This window comes from Acinetobacter sp. 778_lipA (assembly GCF_058242985.1).
On record NZ_JBZAYT010000001.1, the window covers coordinates 70,314 to 93,455 of the forward strand.

The 23,142-nt window shown below is 36.9% G+C and carries 22 protein-coding genes; 16 read left to right on the forward strand and 6 right to left on the reverse strand.

Annotated features, from left to right (window positions below; genetic code table 11):
- The first annotated feature begins 41 nt into the window (after positions 1 to 41).
- A complete protein-coding gene (locus tag AC4CUY_RS00360; protein WP_490773546.1) occupies positions 42 to 614 on the forward strand; it encodes a hypothetical protein in 573 nt (190 codons plus the stop codon).
- Positions 615 to 844: 230 nt separating this feature from the next.
- Entirely contained in the window at positions 845 to 1,201 is a 357-nt protein-coding gene (locus AC4CUY_RS00365) for a YMGG-like glycine zipper-containing protein (protein WP_336952370.1), read from the forward strand.
- 150 nt (positions 1,202 to 1,351) lie between these two features.
- Here AC4CUY_RS00365 and AC4CUY_RS00370 read toward each other — a convergent pair whose 3' ends face one another.
- The gene (locus AC4CUY_RS00370) at positions 1,352 to 1,840 is read right to left on the reverse strand and encodes a PaaI family thioesterase (protein ID WP_336952368.1); all 489 of its coding nucleotides are present in this window, start codon (positions 1,838 to 1,840) and stop codon (positions 1,352 to 1,354) included.
- Positions 1,841 to 1,959: 119 nt separating this feature from the next.
- Between AC4CUY_RS00370 and AC4CUY_RS00375 the strand changes: the two genes are divergently transcribed.
- The 7 genes from AC4CUY_RS00375 to AC4CUY_RS00405 all read left to right on the forward strand — a co-directional run bounded on the left by AC4CUY_RS00375 (position 1,960) and on the right by AC4CUY_RS00405 (position 9,335).
- Positions 1,960 to 2,835, forward strand: coding sequence for an alpha/beta fold hydrolase (locus AC4CUY_RS00375; RefSeq protein ID WP_419359062.1), 876 nt, complete (start codon positions 1,960 to 1,962; stop codon positions 2,833 to 2,835).
- A gap of 144 nt (positions 2,836 to 2,979) precedes the next feature.
- A complete protein-coding gene (locus AC4CUY_RS00380) occupies positions 2,980 to 4,398 on the forward strand; it encodes a Na+/H+ antiporter family protein (protein WP_004818515.1) in 1,419 nt (472 codons plus the stop codon).
- Positions 4,399 to 4,771: 373 nt separating this feature from the next.
- Positions 4,772 to 5,167 carry a hypothetical protein gene (locus tag AC4CUY_RS00385; RefSeq protein ID WP_490773547.1) on the forward strand — a complete coding sequence of 132 codons (396 nt, stop codon included), beginning with the start codon at positions 4,772 to 4,774 and terminating at the stop codon, positions 5,165 to 5,167.
- A gap of 551 nt (positions 5,168 to 5,718) precedes the next feature.
- Positions 5,719 to 6,330, forward strand: a complete 612-nt coding sequence (locus AC4CUY_RS00390; RefSeq protein WP_034617314.1) for an OmpW/AlkL family protein — start codon at positions 5,719 to 5,721, stop codon at positions 6,328 to 6,330.
- A gap of 167 nt (positions 6,331 to 6,497) precedes the next feature.
- Positions 6,498 to 6,839 carry a lysozyme inhibitor LprI family protein gene (locus tag AC4CUY_RS00395; protein ID WP_336952364.1) on the forward strand — a complete coding sequence of 114 codons (342 nt, stop codon included), beginning with the start codon at positions 6,498 to 6,500 and terminating at the stop codon, positions 6,837 to 6,839.
- Positions 6,840 to 6,931: 92 nt separating this feature from the next.
- Positions 6,932 to 8,863, forward strand: coding sequence for a molecular chaperone HtpG (htpG, locus tag AC4CUY_RS00400; protein ID WP_336952363.1), 1,932 nt, complete (start codon positions 6,932 to 6,934; stop codon positions 8,861 to 8,863).
- A 61-nt stretch (positions 8,864 to 8,924) separates the two neighbouring features.
- Positions 8,925 to 9,335, forward strand: coding sequence for a hypothetical protein (locus AC4CUY_RS00405; RefSeq protein ID WP_336952362.1), 411 nt, complete (start codon positions 8,925 to 8,927; stop codon positions 9,333 to 9,335).
- 81 nt (positions 9,336 to 9,416) lie between these two features.
- Here AC4CUY_RS00405 and AC4CUY_RS00410 read toward each other — a convergent pair whose 3' ends face one another.
- Positions 9,417 to 10,562: a hypothetical protein gene (locus AC4CUY_RS00410; protein ID WP_336952361.1), complete on the reverse strand. Its 1,146-nt coding sequence runs from the start codon at positions 10,560 to 10,562 to the stop codon at positions 9,417 to 9,419.
- Positions 10,563 to 11,320: 758 nt separating this feature from the next.
- Here AC4CUY_RS00410 and AC4CUY_RS00415 point away from each other — a divergent pair.
- Positions 11,321 to 12,307 carry an IS110 family RNA-guided transposase gene (locus tag AC4CUY_RS00415; protein ID WP_490773548.1) on the forward strand — a complete coding sequence of 329 codons (987 nt, stop codon included), beginning with the start codon at positions 11,321 to 11,323 and terminating at the stop codon, positions 12,305 to 12,307.
- Between the two features lie 645 nt (positions 12,308 to 12,952).
- On the opposite strand, the gene AC4CUY_RS00420 is transcribed toward AC4CUY_RS00415, so the two are convergent.
- Positions 12,953 to 13,654 (reverse strand): DsbA family oxidoreductase, encoded by a 702-nt coding sequence (locus AC4CUY_RS00420; protein WP_004818526.1) that lies wholly within the window; start codon positions 13,652 to 13,654, stop codon positions 12,953 to 12,955.
- 190 nt (positions 13,655 to 13,844) lie between these two features.
- Here AC4CUY_RS00420 and AC4CUY_RS00425 point away from each other — a divergent pair, with 190 nt between their 5' ends.
- Entirely contained in the window at positions 13,845 to 14,594 is a 750-nt protein-coding gene (locus AC4CUY_RS00425) for a hypothetical protein (protein WP_419326989.1), read from the forward strand.
- 50 nt (positions 14,595 to 14,644) lie between these two features.
- Entirely contained in the window at positions 14,645 to 15,460 is an 816-nt protein-coding gene (locus tag AC4CUY_RS00430; protein ID WP_490773549.1) for a DKNYY domain-containing protein, read from the forward strand.
- Between the two features lie 12 nt (positions 15,461 to 15,472).
- Here AC4CUY_RS00430 and AC4CUY_RS00435 read toward each other — a convergent pair whose 3' ends face one another.
- Entirely contained in the window at positions 15,473 to 15,838 is a 366-nt protein-coding gene (locus tag AC4CUY_RS00435) for a MerR family transcriptional regulator (RefSeq protein ID WP_336952354.1), read from the reverse strand.
- A gap of 241 nt (positions 15,839 to 16,079) precedes the next feature.
- Between AC4CUY_RS00435 and AC4CUY_RS00440 the strand changes: the two genes are divergently transcribed.
- Entirely contained in the window at positions 16,080 to 16,589 is a 510-nt protein-coding gene (locus AC4CUY_RS00440; RefSeq protein ID WP_490773550.1) for a hypothetical protein, read from the forward strand.
- A 238-nt stretch (positions 16,590 to 16,827) separates the two neighbouring features.
- On the opposite strand, the gene fadA is transcribed toward AC4CUY_RS00440, so the two are convergent.
- Both fadA and fadB read right to left on the reverse strand, forming a co-directional pair.
- Positions 16,828 to 18,000 carry an acetyl-CoA C-acyltransferase FadA gene (gene fadA, locus AC4CUY_RS00445; RefSeq protein WP_004718442.1) on the reverse strand — a complete coding sequence of 391 codons (1,173 nt, stop codon included), beginning with the start codon at positions 17,998 to 18,000 and terminating at the stop codon, positions 16,828 to 16,830.
- A 12-nt stretch (positions 18,001 to 18,012) separates the two neighbouring features.
- Entirely contained in the window at positions 18,013 to 20,166 is a 2,154-nt protein-coding gene (fadB, locus tag AC4CUY_RS00450; protein ID WP_004818537.1) for a fatty acid oxidation complex subunit alpha FadB, read from the reverse strand.
- 508 nt (positions 20,167 to 20,674) lie between these two features.
- Between fadB and lpxO the strand changes: the two genes are divergently transcribed.
- From lpxO to AC4CUY_RS00465, 3 genes are all read left to right on the forward strand, one after another.
- Positions 20,675 to 21,619 carry a lipid A hydroxylase LpxO gene (lpxO, locus tag AC4CUY_RS00455; RefSeq protein ID WP_336952350.1) on the forward strand — a complete coding sequence of 315 codons (945 nt, stop codon included), beginning with the start codon at positions 20,675 to 20,677 and terminating at the stop codon, positions 21,617 to 21,619.
- Between the two features lie 108 nt (positions 21,620 to 21,727).
- On the forward strand, positions 21,728 to 22,351 hold the full coding sequence (locus tag AC4CUY_RS00460) for a PH domain-containing protein (RefSeq protein ID WP_336952349.1): 624 nt from the start codon (positions 21,728 to 21,730) through the stop codon (positions 22,349 to 22,351).
- Between the two features lie 136 nt (positions 22,352 to 22,487).
- On the forward strand, positions 22,488 to 22,913 hold the full coding sequence (locus tag AC4CUY_RS00465) for a PH domain-containing protein (protein ID WP_336952348.1): 426 nt from the start codon (positions 22,488 to 22,490) through the stop codon (positions 22,911 to 22,913).
- Positions 22,914 to 23,142 lie beyond the last annotated feature (229 nt).

Here is a 23,142-nt window from a genome sequence, read left to right on the forward strand (position 1 = left end):
TTTTTTATATACTGAGTGGACTCAACACATAAGCATTTAAAATGGCAATAAAAATTAGACATACATTGATGGTTTTACTGGCAGTCATGTTCGTTCCCGCCTGTTTGTTGATGTTTTTACCAGCTCAGCCAGAAATGAATTGGCAGCATAATGTATTTCAATTCATCACAGAAAAATTAAAGGTTCAAACGGGAATGTTTGGCCCCTTGGGTTTTTATACAGTATCGATTACTGCATATTTTTCGCTATTGAGCAGCATCTGGGCCGTTTTTTTATTTTGCATGATTTGGCAAGAAGAGCGTGAAACTGCACCTCAAACAACCACTCAGACAGTGCAATTTAAGTTGTTGGATGGGGTAATTATGGTTGTATGTGTTATTGGATTTATCTGGTTTAGTTTTTCGATGATGCAATGGCATTTCGCGAAACAAGATATGACCATAGGTTTAGGTCGAAATGGTTATTTATTCCAATCCTTGTATCACTATCAACTTGGTGTTGTCTTTGCTGAACTCTTTTTTATGCTTTTCTTGGTATTCAGCCAGCTGGCAATCTTAATGCTTGTTTATGCAAGTTATCATTTTCTCAATGAAAAATTTAAACGAATAGAATGATGCTTTTAGTTTTAAAAATCTTGTGATTAAGTTAATGCTTTATGAGGAAATCGTCATTCAATGATAATTTCTTATTAACATGAATGTTATTTAAATTCGACTGTGCATCTTTGATAATTAAAGACTACAAATAGCAACATGAAAATTTAATTTAATCCATAAATTAGTGTTTTCATAAAATCAGTTGTAATTAATTGCATTTGTAAGTTCAGATAGAAAGGATGAATAACATGAAAAAAATAGTAATGACTATGATGTGTGTGAGTTTACCTATTGTGATGCTTACAGGTTGTGAAAACATGTCAGCAAATGATAAGCGTATTACTTCCGCGGCACTTGGTGGTGCTGTTGGTGGTGGTATAGGTAATCATGCTGGTAATGGTGTGGGTGCTGCTGTTGGTGCAGGTGGTGGTGCTGCTGTAGGAAGCAAAGCCAACAATGGTTCAAACCGTAATGCAACATATAGTGGTATAGGTGCAGGTATTGGCTCAGTCATTGGTAAAGGTGTACTCGGCGGTGATGCCGGTGCGGCCATTGGTGGTGCGATCGGTGGTGGTGCTGGTGCTGCAATTGAGCAAAATAAATAGTCGTTAAAACCAAATCAAAATAAGCGCAACGTTTATAACGTCATGCGCTTATTTTTTTATCAATATCTAATTTTAGAAGAGTTCAGCATCTCTTCACTATTACACAATTTATTGACTATTTGGCTTTAAAATGGCTCATTCAAACAGACTTCAGCGTTTTAATGGGTGAGGGTTTTTACGACGGATATACACCGTTTTTTGTACTTCAGCAATTCTTAAGCCCGAGTCGTCAAAAATATTCACTGTATAGTTACGATAGACTGGACTATAGTTTTCGGCCAAGTTCTTCACATGTTCGATTTCAATCGCATCTAAACGGATATCTGCATAAACCGTACTGCGACCAGGGGAAAGGAAATTGATGTTTGCGGTTTTGTCCCAAACCATATATTTCGGGCCTAAATGATGCATTAAAAGAAGCATATAAAATGGATCAACCATTGAATACAAACTACCGCCAAAGTGCACGCCAACAATATTTTGATTGCTATGCGTCAGTGGCATTTTGACCCGAACGTGATAGTTTTTTAGATCAATTTTTTCGATTTCAATCCCTGCACCTTTATATGGAGAAAAATGATTCAACATAAATTTGGAAACAAATGGGATTGTCTGTAGTTTTTTGATTAGCGCATTCATGGTCAATTCTAGTTATCGATTTTTAAACCATAATAAAGAACAGAATGGAATGTGGCATTGATCTAAATGCCCTTTACAACGAAATCACAGCCAATGGTAAAACAATAAAAGGTGACTCAATGCAAGTGCAAACTTATTGGATATCCACCCAAGACAAACAAAAACTTTATGCAAAAACATGGGGTAATGCTGAAAACCCTGCGTTGGTTTTGGTGCATGGCTATCCCGATAATCAAGAAGTTTGGGAACCGATTATTGAACAATTGATCTCAAAATTTTACATCATTACTTATGATGTACGTGGGGCAGGGCAGTCTTCTGTACCAAAACGAATTCGTGATTATGCTTTAGCACGCTTATCTTTGGATTTTGAGTGCGTGGTAAATGAGCTACTGCCCAATCGTAATTTTCATCTTGCAGCGCATGATTGGGGCTCGATTCAGTCGTGGGAATCTGTGACTGAACCTAAATTTAAAAATCGTATTTTGTCTTATACCACTATGTCTGGACCTTGTTTAGATCATGCGGCTTTTTGGATGCGTGAACAGTTTTTACATGAAAAGCCTAAATTTTTTAAGCAGTTATTTAAATCTTGGTATATCGTTGCATTCCAGTTACCATTTCTTGCCCCGACCGTTTGGCATTTTTTTAGCCCACAACGCTGGGGTGCAATTTTAACGCAACTTGAGAAAAAGAAAGGCTTACCCTTAAACCAAAATATTGCAAAAGATGGTGAACATGGTATCGGACTATACCGTGCTAACTTTCTTCCACGTTTAACTCGTCCACGTGAGCGTTATGCAGTATGTCCTGTACAGGCGGTTGTACTGTTAAGAGATAAATTTGTAAGTCCAGAATTGATTGATGAAGTGCCTAAATGGGCAACAGATTTTGAACGTGTAGAAGTTGATGCAAACCATTGGGCAGTACTTAGTCAACCACAAGAGATTGCACAATATATTGAAACATTTGCACTCAAAAATAGTGAGAGTTGATTCGCTTAAAGTGATGTGAGCTCTTATAAAAATAGGCCATGTTTTCACATGGCCTATTCATTTTATGACCAGTTCGACTAAATTACAGCTTCATTGAAGTGAATCTGATAAAATATCGGCTTTCAAATTTTCGTAAATTTCTCCATGAATGCTGTCGTTATTGCGATTGCCGTGATGTTTATCTTGTCACTGGCACGAGTTTCTGTTGTTTTAACATTGGTTATTTCAGCAATTATAGGTGGGTTGGTTGCAGGTTTAAGCTTGTCAGATACTGTTACAGCATTTAATGCGGGCTTGGGTGATGGTGCAGAAGTTGCCTTGGCCTATGCGGTATTAGGCGCTTTCGCTTTGGCACTTTCAAAGTCAGGCTTGCCTGATTTATTGGCCTATAAACTGATCGGCTTACTCGGTATGGAAGCCACGCAGAAACAAGCAACCAAAGTAAAATTCTTATTATTGGGTATTTTACTGATTGCCGCGATTTGTTCACAAAATTTAATTCCTGTGCATATTGCGTTTATTCCTGTGCTTGTTCCACCGCTCTTAAAAGTGATGAATCACTTGAAACTCGACCGTCGTGCCGCAGCATGTGTACTGACCTTAGGTTTAGTCGGCACATATATCTTCTTGCCTGTAGGCTTTGGTGCAATTTTTCTTGAACAAATTCTGATGGGGAATATCAACAAAATTGGCGCTGCTTATCATCTGCATGTTGAAAGAAGCATGATGCCTATGGGGATGGCTATTCCTGTATTGGGTATGGTGATTGGTACTTTATTTGCCGTTTTTGTCAGTTATCGTAAACCGCGTATTTATGTTGATCGTAATGTTGCACCAATTACCACGATTGATTTAGATAAACCACTTCGTGCGGTAAATGTTGAGGTATTAAAAGCTGATGGCATAGCCTTAGAGCAAGAAGCCAAGCAAGAAGCCCCTGTGATTGCCAAGAAAACTATTCTTATGGCATTGCTGGCAATCATTTTAACCCTGATCTCTCAATTGTATTCAGGCTCAATGATCCTTGGCGGATTAGTGGGCTTTTCTGTCTTATCTGCCGCAGGGATTTTTAAATGGCAAGAAGCGGATGATGTTTTTGTACAAGGGATGCGTATGATGGCATTGGTCGGTTTTATCATGATCTCTGCTGCGGGGTTTGCATCCGTGATGACCCATACTGGGGATATTAATCAGTTGGTCAACGGTGTTGTTCATTTGATTGGTGACAATAAAGCGCTAGCTGCTTTCTTGATGTTATTTATTGGTTTATTTGTAACAATTGGAATTGGTTCATCATTTTCAAGTGTGCCTGTACTTGCAGTCATTTATGTTCCTTTATGTGTACAATTCGGCTTCTCTCCACTTGCAACCGTTGCTCTGATTGGTACTGCGGCAGCATTAGGAGATGCGGGTTCACCAGCTTCAGATTCGACCTTGGGGCCTACTGCTGGTTTGGGCGTAGATGGGCAACATGATCATATTTGGGATACGGTTGTTCCAACATTTATCCATTTTAATATTCCATTATTGGTGTTTGGTTGGATTGCTGCGATGGTGCTGTAGCGTTTATTTTTTAAGTTAAGGCTGTTTATGATGAGATCTAAACAGCCTTTTTTATATCTGTTCGACTAAAATCATTTAAATAGATGGGTTGATATTCTTTGTAAAAATGGGAGTATTCTAGTTTTTGATATTTAAACAGCAGGAAAAATCTTAAATAATATGCCTGAATTAAGATCAGCAGATCAAGATTATCAATTATCTAAGCCTAAATAATAAGGTGAGTGGGGATTTGGCTGATCAAAGAGATACATATAAAGGTGAGTTATAAACCTTTGTGATCATACTGCCCCAATTCATAAAAATACTTCAGGATCACTGCATAGAGATACCTGATGGTAATAAGATATCATTGTAATTATTGGAAAAAGTAAATATGAATATATGTGAATTAGTGAGTTATATTGAAGTTGGTATGACCAAACCTGTTGTAGTAGATAGAGTTTTATTAGAAGAGTATGGGAATTATATGAGAGTAATTGGTTTTTTGGACAAAGAACAAATATTAATATCCTACTTTTATTATGATGAAAGTGATGAGGATACAGGGATAGATATTAATCTTAAATATGAATCATTAGATAAAGCGATACAGTCAATTGAACAGTTTTTAGGGGTTTCAATAGATGGATGGGAAAATTTTAATCGAACAGGAAATTATCCAGAACCTTTGGAGAATTGTGTTGATAATAAATGGAATAATTTAGTAAATGATATTAAGCAAGGTACTATGATTCCAAAAGGTTATAATGAAATTCGTTTGAATATATAAATTACTATATTTTTTATTGATTAAAATACTTTAATTCTTTTATCTTAAAATGAACTGTTTATCTTTAAACAATATGATTTAGACTATGTAACATAACTTTATATTGATGTTTTATTGACAGTATAGGTTGATTTAATTTCCTAATTTATAAAAATAACAAAAAACAATTTTTCGATGAACTCTCTGTTTTCAATACACTTTTATCTTTCTCGATAAAAAATTCAGAGATGCCAATCTGATTGGCTGAATCTATCATCTAGGACATGGAGGCAAGATTTTTCTCTGAAGATACAGCCCTGAAAATGAGGTTTAAATTTATTTTATAGATATTATTAATTTATAATAAAGAATCCATTTTATATTAAATTTCACTCAATAATCCTGATTAATTTGGTTGGGTTTTAAAACCAACTGTTTTGATATGATTAAAATAAATTTTATTGTATAACAGTTACTTGAAAATATATATTAATTCTTGATTTAAATAAATGTTGCAATATTATTAATACCTATGTTTAATGTTTATTAATAACAACGCTGGGGTATTTATAATGTTAAAGCAAACTGCTCTTATTGCATTAATGGCAATTTCTTCTGCTTCATTTGCAGATTGGCAAGTCAAGGTTGGTGGTTCGGTGATTGCACCAACACAAGACACCAAAGTTGCTGGTGTTGGTACTGTGAAAGCAGACCATGAATATGCTTTTACGCCTTCTGTAGAATATATCTTTGGTGAAACACCTTTCTCTGCGGAAGTTTTATTAGCTACACCAATTAGCCACGATGTGAAATTAGATGGTGAAAAAGCAGTTAACCTTAAACACTTACCACCAACTGTAACGTTTAAATATAACTTCAAAAACTCTACACGTTTTACACCATATATTGGTGTTGGTGGTACAGCATTCCTTGCATGGGATGAGGAATCATCTGGGGCATTGGCGGGCACTAAGGTTAAAGTTAAAGATGATTTTGGTTTTGCTGGTCAAATCGGTTTTAACTTCCAACCTGCTGATGCAAAAAACTGGGGTGTTTTCTTTGATGCCCGTTATGCTCAATTAAGCCCAGAAGTGACTGTTAAAGCGGGTAATACTACTGCTGCAAAATTTGATTTAGATATTGATCCAGTTATCTATACTTTGGGTTATAGCTATAGATTCTAAGTTCGCTTTAGACTCATAAAAAACTCGGTAAATTTACCGAGTTTTTTTATTTTTACAGAGCCTTATATATTGAAACAAGAAGCAATAAAAAATAGTTATTTTTAGCTATATAAGCGCTGATTAAATCCATTTAATCTATCAGAACATCAATAAGACTTTGACATGATATGAAAAATTTAATTTTTATAATATTGGTAGGGTTAAGTAGCAGCACAATAGCCAATGCAGCAAGTTTTAATTGTGAGCATGCTCAGACCAAAAGCGAACATGCCATTTGTGAGCATCGCAGTTTAAACGATGCAGATGTCAAAATGGCGACCACCTATACCATTATCCGTAAACTTGTTCCGATGGGAACACGGGGTGTGATACAGGATCAGCAAGTGAAATGGTTACAACTGCGCAATCAATGTCAGGACAATCTACGTTGTTTAACCGATGCGTATCAAATGCGCCAGCAAAAACTAGAGATTTATATGAATCGAGTTTACCAACAAGGTCCATTTTAAAAAAAATTAAATTTGCCTATTGAAATATGCTTAAACCACTCCATTTCTAATGCATTCAATAAAAAAGCGTTATGAATTTACGGAGTGATTTTATGAGTGAACAGAACGTACAACACAGTTCAAAAAAGCATAGCTTTCAAGCAGAAGTGGCTCAGCTTTTACATTTAGTGACGCATTCACTTTATTCTAACCCTGAAATTTTCCTACGCGAGCTGATTTCAAATGCTTCAGATGCATGTGATAAGTTACGTTTTGAAGGAATTAACCATCCTGAATATTATGAGAATGATCCAGACTTACATGTTCGTGTAAGCCTAGATAAAGATGCGAAAACAATCACCATCTCAGACAACGGTATTGGTTTAAGCCAACAAGAAGCAATTGATAACTTAGGAACGATTGCTAAATCAGGCACCAAAGACTTTATGTCAAAGTTATCTGGTGACCAAAAAGCTGATGCACAACTGATTGGCCAGTTTGGTGTAGGTTTTTATTCTGGTTTTATCGTTGCTGATAAAATTACCGTTGAATCTCGCCGTGCAGGTTTAGATGCATCAGAAGGTGTACGTTGGATCAGTGGTGGTACGGGTGACTTTGAAGTCGAACAAATTGAGAAGGCTTCACGTGGAACTTCGATTATTTTACATTTACGTGATGACGCACTGGATTATTTAGAATCTTATAAAGTTAAACAAATTATCAATAAATACTCAGACCATATCAGCTTACCTATCGAAATGCAGAAGGAAGTTTGGCAGGAAGAAGAAGCAGCTGAAGGTGAAGAGAAAAAACCAGGTCATTATGTTAAAACAGATGAATGGGAAGCGATTAACTCAGCAAGTGCCTTGTGGACACGTAGCAAAGGCGAAATTACTGAAGAGCAGTATGTAGAATTCTATAAGAATTTAACTCATGACTTTGATGCACCATTGGCTTGGGCACATAACCGAGTTGAAGGCAGTACTGAATATACCCAATTGCTTTATATTCCAAGTAAAGCACCAAGTAATATTTTCACGCGTGAAGCTAAAGCAGGCATCAAACTTTATGTAAAACGTGTATTTATTATGGATGATGCAGATAATCTGATTCCAAATTATCTACGTTTTGTACAAGGTGTGGTGGATAGTGCTGATCTGCCGCTTAATGTAAGCCGTGAGATTCTACAAGAAAGCCGTGATGTGAAAACCATCCGTGAAGGTAATGCACGTCGTGTATTGACAACATTGGATGCTTTAGCAAAATCAGAAGATCAAGCTGATCAAGACAAATTTAAAACTTTCTATGCTGAATTTGGTTCAGTGATCAAGGAAGGTTTAGGTGAAGACTTTGGTAATCGTGAACGTATTCTAAAACTTTTACGCTTCTCTACTTCGAGCAATGATGAGGTATCAACATCATTGGAAGCTTATAAAGCACGTATGAAAGAAGGGCAAAAAGCTATCTATTATGTGACTGCCGATAGCTTAGCGGCTGCGAAAAACTCTCCGCAACTTGAATTATTCCGTAAAAAAGACATTGAAGTTTTGCTTATGGCAGATCGTGTTGATGAATGGGCGATGGAGTTTGTGCATGACTTTGATGGCACTCCTATGCAAAATGTTGCAAAGGGTGCAGTCGATCTTGGTGATTTACAAGATGCGGAAGAGAAAAAAGCACTCGAAGCTGCCGCAGAACAGTTTAAACCTGTGGTTGAAAAACTCTCTGATTCATTAAAAGCCAAGACCAAAGAAGTGCGTGTGACAACGCGTTTAGTGGACTCACCAGCATGTCTAGTGACCAGCGATGGTGAGCTTTCGCCGCAGTTAATTCGTATGTTAAAACAAGCGGGTCAGGCTGTACCTGAATCTAAACCAATTCTGGAAATTAACCCTGAACATCCTTTAGTAAAAAAACTTGAAAGTTCAGCCCAGTTTGATGATTTAGCCAATGTGATCTTTGATCAGGCAGTAATTGCTGAGGGTGGTTTACCTGATGATCCTGCTGAATATGTAAAACGTATTAACAATTTATTGCTTAAATAAGTCGTAATTTGTTTTAACAGAGCCTATCTTTAAGATAGGCTTTTTTATATAAACACATTCAATGAATAATTTTAAAAGAATTCAATGTATAGGTTGTTTTGTATTGCTCAGTTTAGCTACAACAGTTGTGATGGCATATGAACTTCCACCAGTTGAAAAGCGTAATGCAAATACCACAGATATTTCAGTACATAACGCCATGTTCTTAAGACAAAATACACAGGCTGCTGTGATGGGTATATTGAAAAAAAATGGCCAGAACTATGAACTTGCTGCTAGCGATGGGAAAGGGGGAATGGCGTTACCGATAGCGGTACATCCAAGCCTTAAAATAGACGATGCTTTAGTCGATAAAGAAGTTAGGGCGATTGGGCGAATGACTTATGAAACAATGTATATGCCCAATTCTAGCGACTTTGGTCCCGCTTATAGTTTTACTTTTGAATTGTTTTCAATTGCCCCATTGAATTAAAAGGGTGTGGCAGGCATTTTACCAACATCAGTGGATAAGTCGAAACTTATCCACAGTTCAGCTTAAAGATTCAGCTTATGCTTAAAATAACGCTTCTAAACGTACCAAAGCGCTTGGGAAATGGCTACGATCTTCACGACGATCATTAAAATAATTTAAGTCGCCTTGTACGTAAAACCATTCACGCCAAACAGGTTGTCGCCAAGAAACAAAAGGCCCCCAACTGTTGAGCTTAAGGTCATTATTATTATAATAACCGCCAGTATAGATACCATAGTTAAAGCGATTATTTTTAAAGAACTGATGTTGTCGATAAGTACGGTTATCCCAAGTTAAATCATCGTCTTGTTCATCTGCATACGTCACATAGAATTGGTTGGAAATAAAGGGCTGATTGGGGCGAGCATGGGTCAGCTCTAAGTTGGTTCTCAAATAGTTTTCACTGTCGATCCCATAGCGGTAAATCTGTTCCGCATGAAAAGTAAAATCATTCCCCAGTTTCCAATCCTTTTGAGCCTTTAAACGTGCATAGATATCATCACCTGAACGAATACCAAGGTCTGCATCTAAGTCAAAAGGTAAGCGTTTAGAAAGCTGTGACCAACGTAAAGCAATCGAGCTGTTATCATCACGAATTTGTTTACCATCCACTCGTTTATCTGGATCGCCATCAGCATGATTATTGTTGATCGCTATATTATTTGTAATTTCATCATCTAATGAATCATCACCAAAGACCACACTTAAACGGTTTTCAAGTGTGGGTAATTTAACTTTTCCTCGTATCCGAGGATTGACATCATAACCATCATGCTTATTCCATTGATTATCAACAATGATCCGCAACGTTGCTGACGCTGGATGTGCAGGATCAGTTTTTCCAAACCAGTTGTCCATTTTATTGGCTGTACGGTCTGCCCAATTGCTAATCTTTTTCTGCTTTTTGTCGGCCCAAGTTTGATCTTCTGTTGCATCCGTTGGGGGAACAATAACTTGATTAGATTGTTCTGGGAAAATGGTCGGTGTTGAGTCAACAATTTTTGGAATATAGTTGAGCAAGCCCATCTCATTTTCTTTGGCGCTGGCTAAAGAAGGTTGCTGATCGACTTTCCCCGTTTTAGCATTCGCTTCAAGACTGCTATTTACTTCTGCAAACGCAGTGTTCCCAAAAAAACCGCCTAATATTAAGACATAAGGTAGTTTTGAGAAGATTGATATTTTATTCATATGCCCACTTCTTAAACTTTGAGTCATTCAGTACTTCATTTTCGATATAACTATGCCTTAAAAAAACACTAAATTTCAATGGAATCGCTATTTTAAGTACAAAAAACATAAATTTATTTAAAATGAAGCGTATTCTATCCACATTATCGCGAATCAAAGCGTGACTTAAGCTATTTTTTAATAAATAAGCGCTTTTTTATCCAAAGCTCAATTATGGTAAAGCTTTTACGCTAAAAATTCTTTGGAGACAAAATCTACACTTATCCAAGAATAGATAAGCGATTTTAAATATAGTCAAACTGCATAATTATTCATGCAAGTGATTTGCTTCAAGTCATTGATTAGACATGAAGCATGTATCTTTTATGAACTTTTTAAAAACTATGGGTTATCAATTCATTTTTTGTGCTTTTGAATCATAAATAGTTGCCCTACAGTGTGGCGACATGGATGTCGCCGTTGGGCGGGGGTATATGAGCAAAAATAAAGCACTGCTTTGTTTGCAGCGCAAGAGCCCTGTTAAACGAAAGATTTTTGTCATCTTGTATCTTGTTCTTTGTAGTGATTAGCTATCACTACACGTAAATTGTAGAGTTTGGTTTGTCATCAAAACTTCGAGTTTCCTGAAAAGATTAAACCTACAATTTACACCTAACCACTGACATAAATCTGGACGGTAACTAAGCACTTTGATGCTGCATTCACAAGAAAAGACTGTGGTTTTTTAATATTAATTCAATCAATAATTAGGTGAAGCTATGTTTTATCTTGGCATTGATGTTTCTAAAGCTAAATTCGATTGTTGTTTATTTCTTGATGACTCTAGTGGAAAAATAAAAACTAAATGCTTTTCCAATAGCAATAAAGGATTTCATCAATTGTTATCATGGTTAAATCGTTTTGGTCTTGTTGCTGAAGAAACTAGAGCCTTAATGGAAGCAACATCCGTCTATCATGAAATGTTAGCTCAATTTTTATTTGATTTAAAATTTCAAGTTTGTGTGGCTAACCCAGCCCGTACTCGATATTTTGCTCAAAGTATCTCTAAGCTTAATAAAACTGACAAAATCGATAGTGAAGTATTGGCGCGATTTGCAATGACTGTAGATTTACATTTATGGCAACCCACTCCTGATAATATCCGATTGCTCAATGCTTTATTAGATAGAAGGTCAAGTCTTGCGAACGACTTAAAACGTGAACAAAATCGTTTGGAAAAAGCAAACTCCACTCTAATAGTTGTACCAATTTTAAAGTCTATTAAGACTAATATTAAATCATTAACTCGGCAAATTCAGAATCTAGATACACAAATTCAAAACCATATTGATCAAGATCAAGACCATGAGCTTAAACGTGATCAAAAGCTTCTTGAAAGCATTCCAGCAATTGCTGAGCGTACCAGTTTATTAATGCTTGTTTTTTTACGTGCTCATTCTTTTGAAAAAGCTAGCCAAGCTGCTGCATTTGTGGGTTTAGTTCCCATTCATAGACAATCTGGTAGTTCTGTGCTTGGAAAAAGTCGCTTATCTAAAGCCGGTTCACCTAAAATTCGATCGGGTTTATATATGGCTGCCATTGTTGCAACTCGGTACAATCCTCACATTAAAGAGTTGAGCGAACGGCTCTTAGCGAAAGGGAAAACTAAAATGGTAGCGATTGCTGCTGCTATGCGAAAGTTAATTCATCTTTGCTATGGTGTTCTTAAAAACCAACAACCTTATCAGGCAAATTATAAGGCATGAATCCTTAAATAATTTGCTTGACAGTTAAGACGGTATCTTTTCATCTCTGAAAAGTGAGGCATCGCCTACGCAAAGGTATTTAAGCTTTGAATGTATGGTACGGCATTGCAAGCTTTTTATAATCAAACAAATTATTTCCTAAGGCAATTGATTTAGTTGAAAATATTAATCAAGAGAAATTATATTCTTGTGTATGAGTTTTTGACAGGTTGACTATAGTAGCAATGCACTTTTGAAAAGCGAGAATGAAGAAAAATTATACGCTGTTGTGGATAACTTTAATTTTATCCTCAAAGCCTATTTTATTGCGGCATAAACAAAAACACCTCCAAAAGAGGAGGTGTTGTGTCTTAAAAAATAAGAAAATTAAAAAAGAAACTACAGCGCATGAATTTCGTGGGAACGAAAAATATTTATTGATCTTAGTCTAAGAAAAAGGTGATGAATAGTTGCTTTTCTGCAACGCTGTATTGCAAAAATGGCACGTAAAATTTAAAAAATGACTCATTAAAAATAAGACATAGAAATCATTCAGTATATTTTTTATGATCTGTTTCGGTTGGTTTTTTAATCATTTTCTTAAATATTATTATGCTTATTGAATACTGAAGAAACTCCTTCAAGGAATTTCTCCAGTAGCTGATTTTATTTGTTGGGAACTTCACAAGACTCATCAGCACAAACAGGGCCATCCTGTTGCTCGATTTCAGCATCATTCGCAGTTTCAAGGGCTTTTTCTAACACTTGTACAAAGACTTCACGTGGTTGAGCACCCGCTAAAGCCACACGTTGATCAAAGACAAAGAATGGTACGCCTGTTACTTTTAATTGTTCATGAGCAACTTGTTCATCGAATTTTACAAAGTCAGCATATTCTTCAGAGTCTAGAACATCATCAACTTCTATTGGATTTAAGCCAATACGAGATGCGACATCTTCAATTGTTTCCCGTTCACCAATCGGTAAACCTTGAGTCATATAGCTATAGAAAAAAGCTTCTTCTGCTTCTGAACCTAAACCCTTACTTTGTGCAAGGTGAATGATCCGATGGGCGTTAAAGGTATTTCCTGAGTTGGCATTTTCCCAGTTAAATTGGATGCCTTCTTCTTTTGCCATTGCTGCAATATTGCGTTGCATATCTTCGACTTCAGGGATACTACGCCCATATTTTTGCGCAAGACGTTCAGAGTTTGAAACTTCTTGGCGCGTAGGTGCTTCAGGATCAAGTTCAAAACTGTGCCAATGGACTTCAAGCTCAATACCTGCTTGTTCAGCAGCAGCTTCTAAACGTTTTTTACCGATATAGCAAAAAGGGCAAACCACATCTGACCAAATATCTACGCGCATGGGAAATCTCTACAATCTAATTTTGGATTATGATGGGGTTTGTTTGCATAAATTTAAAGTGAAACTTTTAAGCAGTCTTATTTTAAGGTGATTCAACAAAGGTTATTTATTGTTATTTTGCATAATTAATATACAAAAAAGAGTCGCTTAGGATATTCTAAGTAATCTATAAGGATGTTCGGAGTTTGGTATGCGTCGACTTTTGATTGTTTTCGGTATCATCTTTCTGGCTGTTATTGGATTTTTCTACTATGACCATACTTCAATAAAGAATGAAGACGCCAATCGCCAAGCATTTGATTTGGTGATGACTGAAAAAATGCGGCAACTTTCTGAACAAGCCCAAGACCGTTCTAAACCCGTAAATATTGATATTCATGATAATCGGCTCAAAGGTGATTACAAAACCTTGTCTGAGTTTTTATTGAAATATTGGGCCAAGAATGTTGATACACGGAACACTTATTTAAATCAGCTCGCAGCGGCCAAATGGGATCATTTTTTAGATGTAAATCGTTTGGATGCAGACCGTAAACAGAACTATGTAGAAACAACACAGATGCTGGTGACTGTACGACAAGCAATGCAGCAATATCAGCAAAAAAATAGACAAAATAAAACCGAGGCTTTAAACGAATTAAAAAAAATAGATTTGCGCAAGGACCTCAAGAAACCCTTACAGGATAAGCTCGAACAGAATGTTGAACTTGACCCTGAAAATACCCTAATCCTAAATGAGCTACAAATTTTAGGTAAAGCTGAAACCATGTTTGATTTGTTAAAAAAATATGAGTGGCAGAAGCAGGGTAATCAAATTTTGTTTAAAGACGATGCTCAAGTGAAACAGTTTAACCAGTTGTTTCAGGATGTGCTGAAATTGAATAGCCAAATCAATCAGAAAAAAGAGCAAAATGCGGAAGTATTAGAAGAAGCCTTGTAAATTTTAGAAGTAGATGAATGAAAAATATAAAAATATGTTTGCTTTTTACAATGTTTATACTGCTATTGCTGGGTGGGATTGGCTATGTCTACCAGACGCCATTTCTCGTTCAGCAAGATTGTAAAAGCGTTGCTTTATATCGCTATCATTTTGGTGTTTATCAAATTGATCAAGACACAATGCTGGATGCCGATACTTATAAAAAGGTTTATGGATGGAAGCATTTTTTAGGCTTAGCCCCTATTTTATGTGCTGAACAAATTGAGTATGACCAATGTGTCGTGGAGGAAAAGCAAGCGGGGTTAAATGCTGAGCAGGAAAAACAGCAATGGAGCCTTGTGCGGGACAATTTATATATCAATCCTCAACGAGAATTGGCGTTAAAGTTTCCTTATGCAAATCGTTGTAGCGTGTTTCTATCTGAACATGTTCTGCCCAGCAAAAGCCTGTCGATCATGGGTGAGCGTTTTTATCGACATTTGGGTTTTGGTGGTGAAGATGGGCCTTCTTTGAATGACACTATAGATTTAGCGAGCTTTAAGCAGTTAAACCCTTCTAATTTGTATAAAGATAAACGGCATGTTTATCAATACTTTAGCATGCTGGATGGGGGCATGTTTTCGATTTTAGAGGGTGCAGATGCCAGTAGTTTTGAACTACTCGGAGATTGCTACGCAAAAGACAAGCAGCATATTTATGAAGAACGTTTTGGCGAACTTGAGGGTGCAGATTATGCAAGTTTTAAAACCAAATCTGATATGGGATGCGTTGCACAGGATAAAAATGGCTATTGGTTTTGGAATAATCGAAAAGCTTGGAAAGATATGAATAGTGAAGAAAAAGAGCGGGTCCAGGCGCTTCAATAAGATTGATCTCGATTAACGCTTGGTTTCTTCAACTTTTCCTTGCATTAAAAAAGATGTTAATAGGCTTTGAGATTTTTTGAGTTTGACTAATTTTTCTGAAATATGTTCTAACTCTATTTTTAATGTTTCTTTGGCAACAGGGCATAAGGTAAATTTTTCCTCACCCAAATCGAAACATGGCAATAATAATTTAATGTCTTTTAAATGCATGCCGGCATCATTGAGAACTTTAATTTTTTGAATATCCTCGATGTTTGCTTGATTATAAGCTCGATAGTGATTCGCTGTTCGTTGCGGGCGAATTAATCCTAGCTCTTCGTAATAACGTAACATACGCGGGCTTACTTGAGTTATCTCAGCAACTTTAGCAAGATTCATAATAGACCTCTTATAAACTAAAACGGACCAGTTGGAAAAAAAATTATTGGTGGCTCTATTTAAGTTGTTGAATGAGCAAAACCTATTTAATCTTTATTTCAGAATTTTAACAGTATTTACCGTTTATCTGAGCTTTAGTGAATCTCGCTATAATTTGTTATAGCCTGTTTAATAGACAATATTAAATGTATTGAATCATTTTATTGAATATATACGATGATTTATTTTTTAGGTGAAATGTATGAACTTTATCAAAGTTTCGATACTTGTAACTGCTCTTTCTGTTTGGTTACCCACTGTACAGGCAGAAGAAGTTGCCTCATTGCCTACGATTAAAGTGATGGCGGATTCTGAACTGCGTCAAGAAGCTGTAGGTGTTGTTCCTTATCAAGAAGATAAAGATGTACGTAAGGCGTTACAGCATCAGATCATTAAAAAAGATAATGAGATCCAAAATTATGTGATTGGCGATAATTTTACTACGCTTGATATACAGCCCAAAGCCTCTGAACCGAATATAAATCAAATTTCTTCACCATTACTTAGAGAGTATGTTTTAGCTGTGGCTGCTGGTTTGCAGTCTTCTGACCCGACATCAGGTTTGTTTACCATGATGGAACCACTTTCGATGGGTATGAATCGCGAGAAAGCTTTAGAAGCAGTTCGTAATGGAACTTTTAAGTTGAATATCGATGCTGACCGTTTAGATTTGATATTAGGTGATAAATGGCGAAGTGCTCTGCCTAAGTGATTCGTTATTTAAAATTTTGATTATTTCATTAAGCCAATCTGTTGATTGGCTTTTTGTATATTGCTATCTGTTTTCAAGAATGTTGACATATCCTAATTCTAAAATTAAGTTAGTAGTTAAGGTGAAATTATCTATTAAAAATATCAAAATCAATAGGATATTTAGATAAATTTGAAATGTTTATAATAAAAATCCCCGCATTAAGCGGGGATTTTATATCTTAGTATTTAATTAAGAATTAAACACGTTCGATAATTGTCGCGATACCTTGACCAAGACCGATACACATGGTTGCAAGACCGATTTGCGTATCTTGTTGTTCCATCACGTTCAACAATGTAGTGGTGATACGTGCGCCAGAACAACCCAATGGGTGACCCAATGCAATCGCACCGCCGTTTAAGTTGATCTTGTCTTGCTTGTCATAGATGTTCAAGCCTTTCATTACAGAAAGACCTTGAGCAGCAAATGCTTCGTTTAACTCGATGGTTTGGATGTCTTCCATCGTTAAGCCAGCACGTTTAAGCGCTTTCTGTGTTGCAGGAACAGGACCATAACCCATGATCGCAGCATCACAGCCTGCAATCGCCATAGAGCGAATCACAGCACGTGGCTTAAGACCTAAAGCTTGAGCACGTTCAGCCGACATCAACAACATTGCTGATGCACCATCAGACAATGCAGAAGAAGTCGCAGCAGTCACAGTACCACCTTTAGGGTCAAATACTGGACGTAACGCTTTGAATGCTTCAAGGTTTGCATCTGGACGAATTACTTCGTCGATGTCGCAAAGGATTTTGAAGCCATTGGCATCATGACCTTCAACACCCACGATTTCGTTTTTGAAACGGCCTTCCTGAGTTGCAGCCCAAGCGCGACGATGGGATTCAACACCAAACGCATCTTGTTCGTCACGGCTAATGCCGTTCATACGACCTAACATTTCAGCAGTTAAGCCCATCATGTTAGATGCTTTCGCATAATGCTTAGATGCTTCTGGGTTAAGATCGATGCCATGCATCATACCAACGTGACCCATATGCTCTACACCACCGATGATGAATACATCACCTTGGTTGGTTGCAATTTGCGCCGCAGCAGTATGGATTGACTGCATAGAAGAACCACAGAGGCGGTTTACAGTTTGACCACCAACAGTCTTCGGCAAGTCAGCCAATAACACGATGTTACGGCCAATGTTCATACCTTGTTCTAGGGTTTGGTTCACACAACCCCAGATCAAATCTTCAACTTCATTTACATCAAACTGGTTACGAGCAACTAAAGCACGAACCAATTCAGCAGATAAGCTGTCAGCACGTACATTGCGGAACATACCGTTTTTGGTTTTACCCATTGCAGAACGTACGCCATCAACGATGACAACGTCACGTGGATTTAAAGTAGCCATTCACGTTGCTCCTTAACCGTAGAATTTTTTGTTGTTTGCAGCCATGTCACGCAACATTTGTGGCGCTTCATAAGCCTTACCTAAGTGTGCATATTTGTCGCAAAGCGCAACATATTCAGCAACACCTGTTTGGTCGATGTAACGCGCTGGACCACCACGGAATGGAGGGAAACCTACACCCATGATCATTGCCATATCTGCTTCAGAAGCAGTAGAAACAATGTTGTCCTCTAAGCAACGAACAGTCTCGTTACAGAACGCGAGCATCATACGGTCAATAATTTCTTGAGCATCAAACTCGTGCTTTTCAGTTGTTGCCATCGTTGCAACAAGCTCATACGCAGTTGGATCAATAGATTTCGCTTTCTTACCTTTACGATCAAGCTCGTATTTGTAGAAACCGATGTCATTTTTTTGACCAAGACGTTTGTTTTCGTACATGATTTCGATCGCGCCTTTATAGTCAGGCTTCATGCGGTCTGGGAAACCTTCAGCCATAACTTCAGCACCATGCACACCAGTGTCGATACCCACAACGTCGATCAAATAAGCAGGTCCCATAGGCCAGCCGAATTTTTCCATGACTTTGTCAACTTGTTGGAAGTCTGCGCCATCTTTAAGCAGAAGGTCAAACGCACCAAAGTAAGGGAACAATACACGGTTTACAAGGAAGCCAGGACAATCGTTTACAACGATTGGTGTTTTACCCATTTTTTGAGCAAGAACAACAGTTGTCGCAATTGCTTCTTCAGATGTTTTCTCACCACGGATCACTTCAACCAAAGGCATCATGTGAACTGGGTTAAAGAAGTGCATGCCTACGAAGTTTTCAGGACGAGTCAATGCATTTGCAAGACGCGTGATTGAAATCGTAGAAGTATTTGAAGCAATGATCGTATTTTCACGAACTTTTGCTTCTGTATCACGTAACACAGCTTCCTTGATTTTAGGATTCTCTGTGACTGCTTCAATCACGATGTCGACTTCTTTAAACTCGTCATAGCTTAAAGTAGGACGGATACGTGCAAGTGTTTCACCCATTTTTGCAGGTGTCATCTTTTTACGTTCAACTTGTTTAGTCAATAAGCCATTTGCTTCAGACATACCTAAAGCAAGCTGTGGGTTACCGATGTCTTTCATGATGATTGGTGTGCCTTTGCTTGCCGCTTGGTAAGCAATACCGCCACCCATAATACCCGCGCCTAAAACAGCTGCTTGGTTAACCGGGTGAGCACCTTTCTCATGTTTTTTAGATGCTTTTTTTACAACTTGGTCATTGATGAATAAACCGATCAATGCGCCAGCTTGTGGTGTAATAGCAGCTTTAGCAAACGCTTCGGCTTCAATTTTTAACGCTTCATCACGTTTTTGGCTTACACCAGCTTGAAGTGAATCAAGAAGAAGTTTTGGTGCTGGGTATTGAGCAGGGTTTGCTTTCGCAAGGACTACACCTTTAGATGAGTTAAACGCCATCATTTGTTCAAGCATGTCTAATTTAACAGGCTCTAATTTTTCTTGACGTTTTGCTTTCCAGTCTAAACGACCAGAGATTGCTTGTTTAACAAGATCAATCGCAGCTTCTTGGAGTTTGTCAGCCGCAACCACTGCATCTACAGCACCGTCTTTCAGTGCAGCATCTGGACGTTTGTTTGCTGAAGTCGCGATCCACTCAACCGCATTGTCAATACCAATCAAACGGCTTAGACGAACAGTACCACCGAAACCAGGAATGATCCCCAGTTTAACTTCTGGTAAGCCAACTGTTGCAGCATTTGACATTACGCGGTAGTCACATACCAAACACATTTCAAAACCGCCGCCCAATGCAATACCATTGATCGCAGCAACTTTAGGAATCTCTAGATCTTCAAAAGCGTTAAAAATCTCGTGAACAGGCATTGCCCATTCTACAATTGCACTTTCACCTTGCTTAAAATTTTCACCAAACTCAGTGATGTCTGCACCAACGATAAATGTTGATTTACCAGAGGTTACGATTAGACCTTTCACTTCACTGTTATTTTTTACAGCTTCAATAGCAGCTTTAAAGTCTTCAATCGTTGCACGGTTGAATTTGTTAACCGACTCACCTTGTAAGTCAAAGCGGAATTCTGCAATTCCGTCCGAAAGCAATTGGACGGTAATGGCATTGCCAGCGTGGATCATGCCCTGATCTCCTTTTTTGGAGGACTTCTTAAGTTGATGTTTTGAAGTGTGTATGCAATTCCCGCACACATTTCGACTTCACTAATCTTACGATAACTATATCTAAAAATAACCTAACAAGTTGTATCAAGCCGTGACGCAAGGGTCATCAATTTTTTTGTTGCAGAAACTTATCCATTTATGTGTTGAATAGGTAGTTATTTCAAATGATGTAATGAAGCATATGTTTAAATTAATTTTTTTAATCATAAGATAAGACTTTTATATCGAAAAAGAACATTGTAATAGACTGGTTTTACCAATGAATTTTTAGTCATTTTGGTCAATTGAGTGTTTTATTAAACAATTTTAAGCTGTGTAAGGTAGTTTATAAAGTTTAGGCTTTAATGCGATTGGCTTTTTGATTTATAGATTTGTTATAATTTGTAGAAACATTCTCCCTTTTTGAGATTTAAAATTCTATCAGCACATGTTGCTTGATTAACCTGATTAATGAAAAGAGTGCTGTATGATTAAATGGATCATATTGGCGATTTTTGTGATTTCTGCTTTGTATATCCAAAATCGCGGTAAAGTGCGACATTCGTTTTATCGTCAATTTTTTGACCATTCAACGATACTCGCACCAATTAACTTTCTCATGTATATGTTTTCAAAAGTGCCGAATCAACCGTATATCGACACGCAACATTTTAAAGATTTAAAAGTGTTAGATGAAAACTGGGAAATGATTCGTGAAGAGGCGCAAGCGTTATATGCCAAAGGTGGAATTAAGGCTTCAAGTACATATGATGATTTAGGCTTTAATTCATTTTTTAAAACAGGTTGGAAGCGTTTTTACCTAAAATGGTATGATTCAGCGCATCCATCAGCAACAGAACTCTGTCCAAAAACAACTGAATTGCTGAAAAATTTGCCAACTATCAAGGCGGCAATGTTTACGGAGCTTGCACCTGATAGTCGATTAGTACGCCATCGTGATCCTTATGCCGGTTCATTACGTTATCATTTGGGGCTCATTACGCCAAATGATGATCGTTGCTTTATTGATGTAGATGGTCAGCGTTATTCATGGCGTGATGGTGAAAGTGTGGTTTTTGATGAAACTTATATTCATTATGCAGAAAATACTACAGACCAAAATCGTATTATCTTTTTTGCTGATGTAGAGCGCCCATTAAAAACAAGATTTATGCAGCGCTTTAATCACTGGTTCGGTAAAAAAGTGATGACTGCTGCCAGCTCTCCAAATGAAGCAGGGGATCAAACAGGAGGGTTAAACAAAGTTTTTGGTTATGTGTATCAAATTCGTATTAAAGCCAAAGCCTTGAAAAAATCCAATCGTCAGTTGTATTACTTTTTAAAGTGGTTCTTGATGTTAGGGATTTTCTTCCTGATTTTTATTCGACCATATATGTCACAGATCATTGCATTTTTTGAAAAAATGATTTGATTTGAAGCGCCCGTCAGGGCGTTTTTTAATAACAAATTTTGACTTGAGTTTAACGCTCGATTTTTTTAATTTACTTTCATAATTTATAAAAGTGCTGGAAAACACAAAATGTTTAAAAATTTAGCCTCAGAAATGATGGGTATGAGTGATATTGGAACAATTATTGAACCGCATGATTTCAATAAAACAGATATTGATGATTATATTTTTCATGAAGATAACGAGAAAATTTTCTTTGTAATCAAAAGTAAAACAGATGAATATTGCTTTACTAATGTCGCCTTTATGCATCTCGATGGTAAAAGTGCAATCAGTAAAAAGCGCATGTTGTACCGCTATTTGTACAAACATAATCCTGTGAAAAATGTTCTTTTAGAAACAGCAGGTACCGTGGATTTAGATGCTGAAATTAAGTTCCAGTTAGGTGATCAGCACTTCTCTATTGATATTGATAAAAAGCAAATAGAGAAAATTCGTGATCTATATAAAGCATTATTCACCATTGGTGAGACCTGCAAAGAAATCAATCGTAAACGTAATGTACTATTACAAAGTACTGACAATGTTCAGAAAATGTTTAACTTGCGAGAGCTCAGTGAGCAGGCAATTTTAAATTTACCTGAAATCATTAACCAGACTGCACAACAAGTTGAAGACTATGCGAATCAGCGTATTCGACAAATCGAAAATTATGATTTTTCTGAAATTTTTGATCGTTATTTGAAAAATTGATTTTTTATAAATTTAGTCAAGAATTAAAACGCTCGTAAGGGCGTTTTCTATTATGTAAATCAATGATTTTATAGTCATTTTTTAGTCAGAATTCAGGTAAAATAGTATTTTGTATGGGGGAACTTTGAAGCACATTATGCAAAAATTTCATACTAAAATTGATTGGTGGATTTTAGGCTTTATAATCGCGATGACAGGCCTACTCATTCAGTTACTCTTTACCATGTATGCTAAGGGCACAATGGTTGAATATCCTGAGCATTCGGTCGTTTATATTTTAACCATTGCGGTGATTTGGTGGCCAGTTTTAAATACACGTTATATCATTCAAGATGAAATACTGACGATTCATAGTCTATTCTTAAAATGGCGTATTCCATTGGCAAATATTCAGAAAATAAGTAAAACTAATAATTCGATTTCATCACCTGCATTATCTTTAGATCGTTTGAAAATTGAATATATCAAGGATGGGAAAATTAAACAGGTCCTTGTTTCTCCAAGAGATCAGCAGGCTTTCAGTAAGGTTGTAAATAATCCTTTTTTTGATTCTTGCACATAAATATACCAAACAAAACATTTCCGATATGAAGGTTTAATAGCGGAAAAATACAATATGAATGGCAGAAAGCTTTTGGTTAATAGTACTTCTACAGAAGGAGCTGCATAATATTATCTGACTAGAGAGGGAGTTCTTATATTTATGCTCCTTGGTCATTGGATGAAATATTTTTTAGTGGATGAGTAACATTTGATACTGAAGAACTCAAATATTTATAGAGTGGTTATAT

Excerpts from the sequence above, each read along its gene's own strand:
- AC4CUY_RS00425 (WP_419326989.1), top strand. The coding sequence starts at position 13,845 with ATGCGTCGACTTTTGATTGTTTTCGGTATCATCTTTCTGGCTGTTATT.
- AC4CUY_RS00395 (WP_336952364.1), top strand. The coding sequence starts at position 6,498 with ATGAAAAATTTAATTTTTATAATATTGGTAGGGTTAAGTAGCAGCACA.
- fadB (WP_004818537.1), bottom strand. The coding sequence starts at position 20,166 with ATGATCCACGCTGGCAATGCCATTACCGTCCAATTGCTTTCGGACGGA.
- AC4CUY_RS00375 (WP_419359062.1), top strand. The coding sequence starts at position 1,960 with ATGCAAGTGCAAACTTATTGGATATCCACCCAAGACAAACAAAAACTT.
- AC4CUY_RS00420 (WP_004818526.1), bottom strand. The coding sequence starts at position 13,654 with ATGCGCGTAGATATTTGGTCAGATGTGGTTTGCCCTTTTTGCTATATC.
- AC4CUY_RS00460 (WP_336952349.1), top strand. The coding sequence starts at position 21,728 with ATGTTTAAAAATTTAGCCTCAGAAATGATGGGTATGAGTGATATTGGA.
- AC4CUY_RS00415 (WP_490773548.1), top strand. The coding sequence starts at position 11,321 with ATGTTTTATCTTGGCATTGATGTTTCTAAAGCTAAATTCGATTGTTGT.
- fadA (WP_004718442.1), bottom strand. The coding sequence starts at position 18,000 with ATGGCTACTTTAAATCCACGTGACGTTGTCATCGTTGATGGCGTACGT.
- AC4CUY_RS00405 (WP_336952362.1), top strand. The coding sequence starts at position 8,925 with ATGAATAATTTTAAAAGAATTCAATGTATAGGTTGTTTTGTATTGCTC.
- AC4CUY_RS00370 (WP_336952368.1), bottom strand. The coding sequence starts at position 1,840 with ATGAATGCGCTAATCAAAAAACTACAGACAATCCCATTTGTTTCCAAA.
- AC4CUY_RS00435 (WP_336952354.1), bottom strand. The coding sequence starts at position 15,838 with ATGAATCTTGCTAAAGTTGCTGAGATAACTCAAGTAAGCCCGCGTATG.
- AC4CUY_RS00410 (WP_336952361.1), bottom strand. The coding sequence starts at position 10,562 with ATGAATAAAATATCAATCTTCTCAAAACTACCTTATGTCTTAATATTA.
- AC4CUY_RS00365 (WP_336952370.1), top strand. The coding sequence starts at position 845 with ATGAAAAAAATAGTAATGACTATGATGTGTGTGAGTTTACCTATTGTG.
- AC4CUY_RS00465 (WP_336952348.1), top strand. The coding sequence starts at position 22,488 with ATGCAAAAATTTCATACTAAAATTGATTGGTGGATTTTAGGCTTTATA.
- AC4CUY_RS00440 (WP_490773550.1), top strand. The coding sequence starts at position 16,080 with ATGAACTTTATCAAAGTTTCGATACTTGTAACTGCTCTTTCTGTTTGG.
- AC4CUY_RS00430 (WP_490773549.1), top strand. The coding sequence starts at position 14,645 with ATGTTTATACTGCTATTGCTGGGTGGGATTGGCTATGTCTACCAGACG.
- htpG (WP_336952363.1), top strand. The coding sequence starts at position 6,932 with ATGAGTGAACAGAACGTACAACACAGTTCAAAAAAGCATAGCTTTCAA.
- AC4CUY_RS00385 (WP_490773547.1), top strand. The coding sequence starts at position 4,772 with ATGAATATATGTGAATTAGTGAGTTATATTGAAGTTGGTATGACCAAA.
- lpxO (WP_336952350.1), top strand. The coding sequence starts at position 20,675 with ATGATTAAATGGATCATATTGGCGATTTTTGTGATTTCTGCTTTGTAT.
- AC4CUY_RS00360 (WP_490773546.1), top strand. The coding sequence starts at position 42 with ATGGCAATAAAAATTAGACATACATTGATGGTTTTACTGGCAGTCATG.
- AC4CUY_RS00390 (WP_034617314.1), top strand. The coding sequence starts at position 5,719 with ATGTTAAAGCAAACTGCTCTTATTGCATTAATGGCAATTTCTTCTGCT.
- AC4CUY_RS00380 (WP_004818515.1), top strand. The coding sequence starts at position 2,980 with ATGAATGCTGTCGTTATTGCGATTGCCGTGATGTTTATCTTGTCACTG.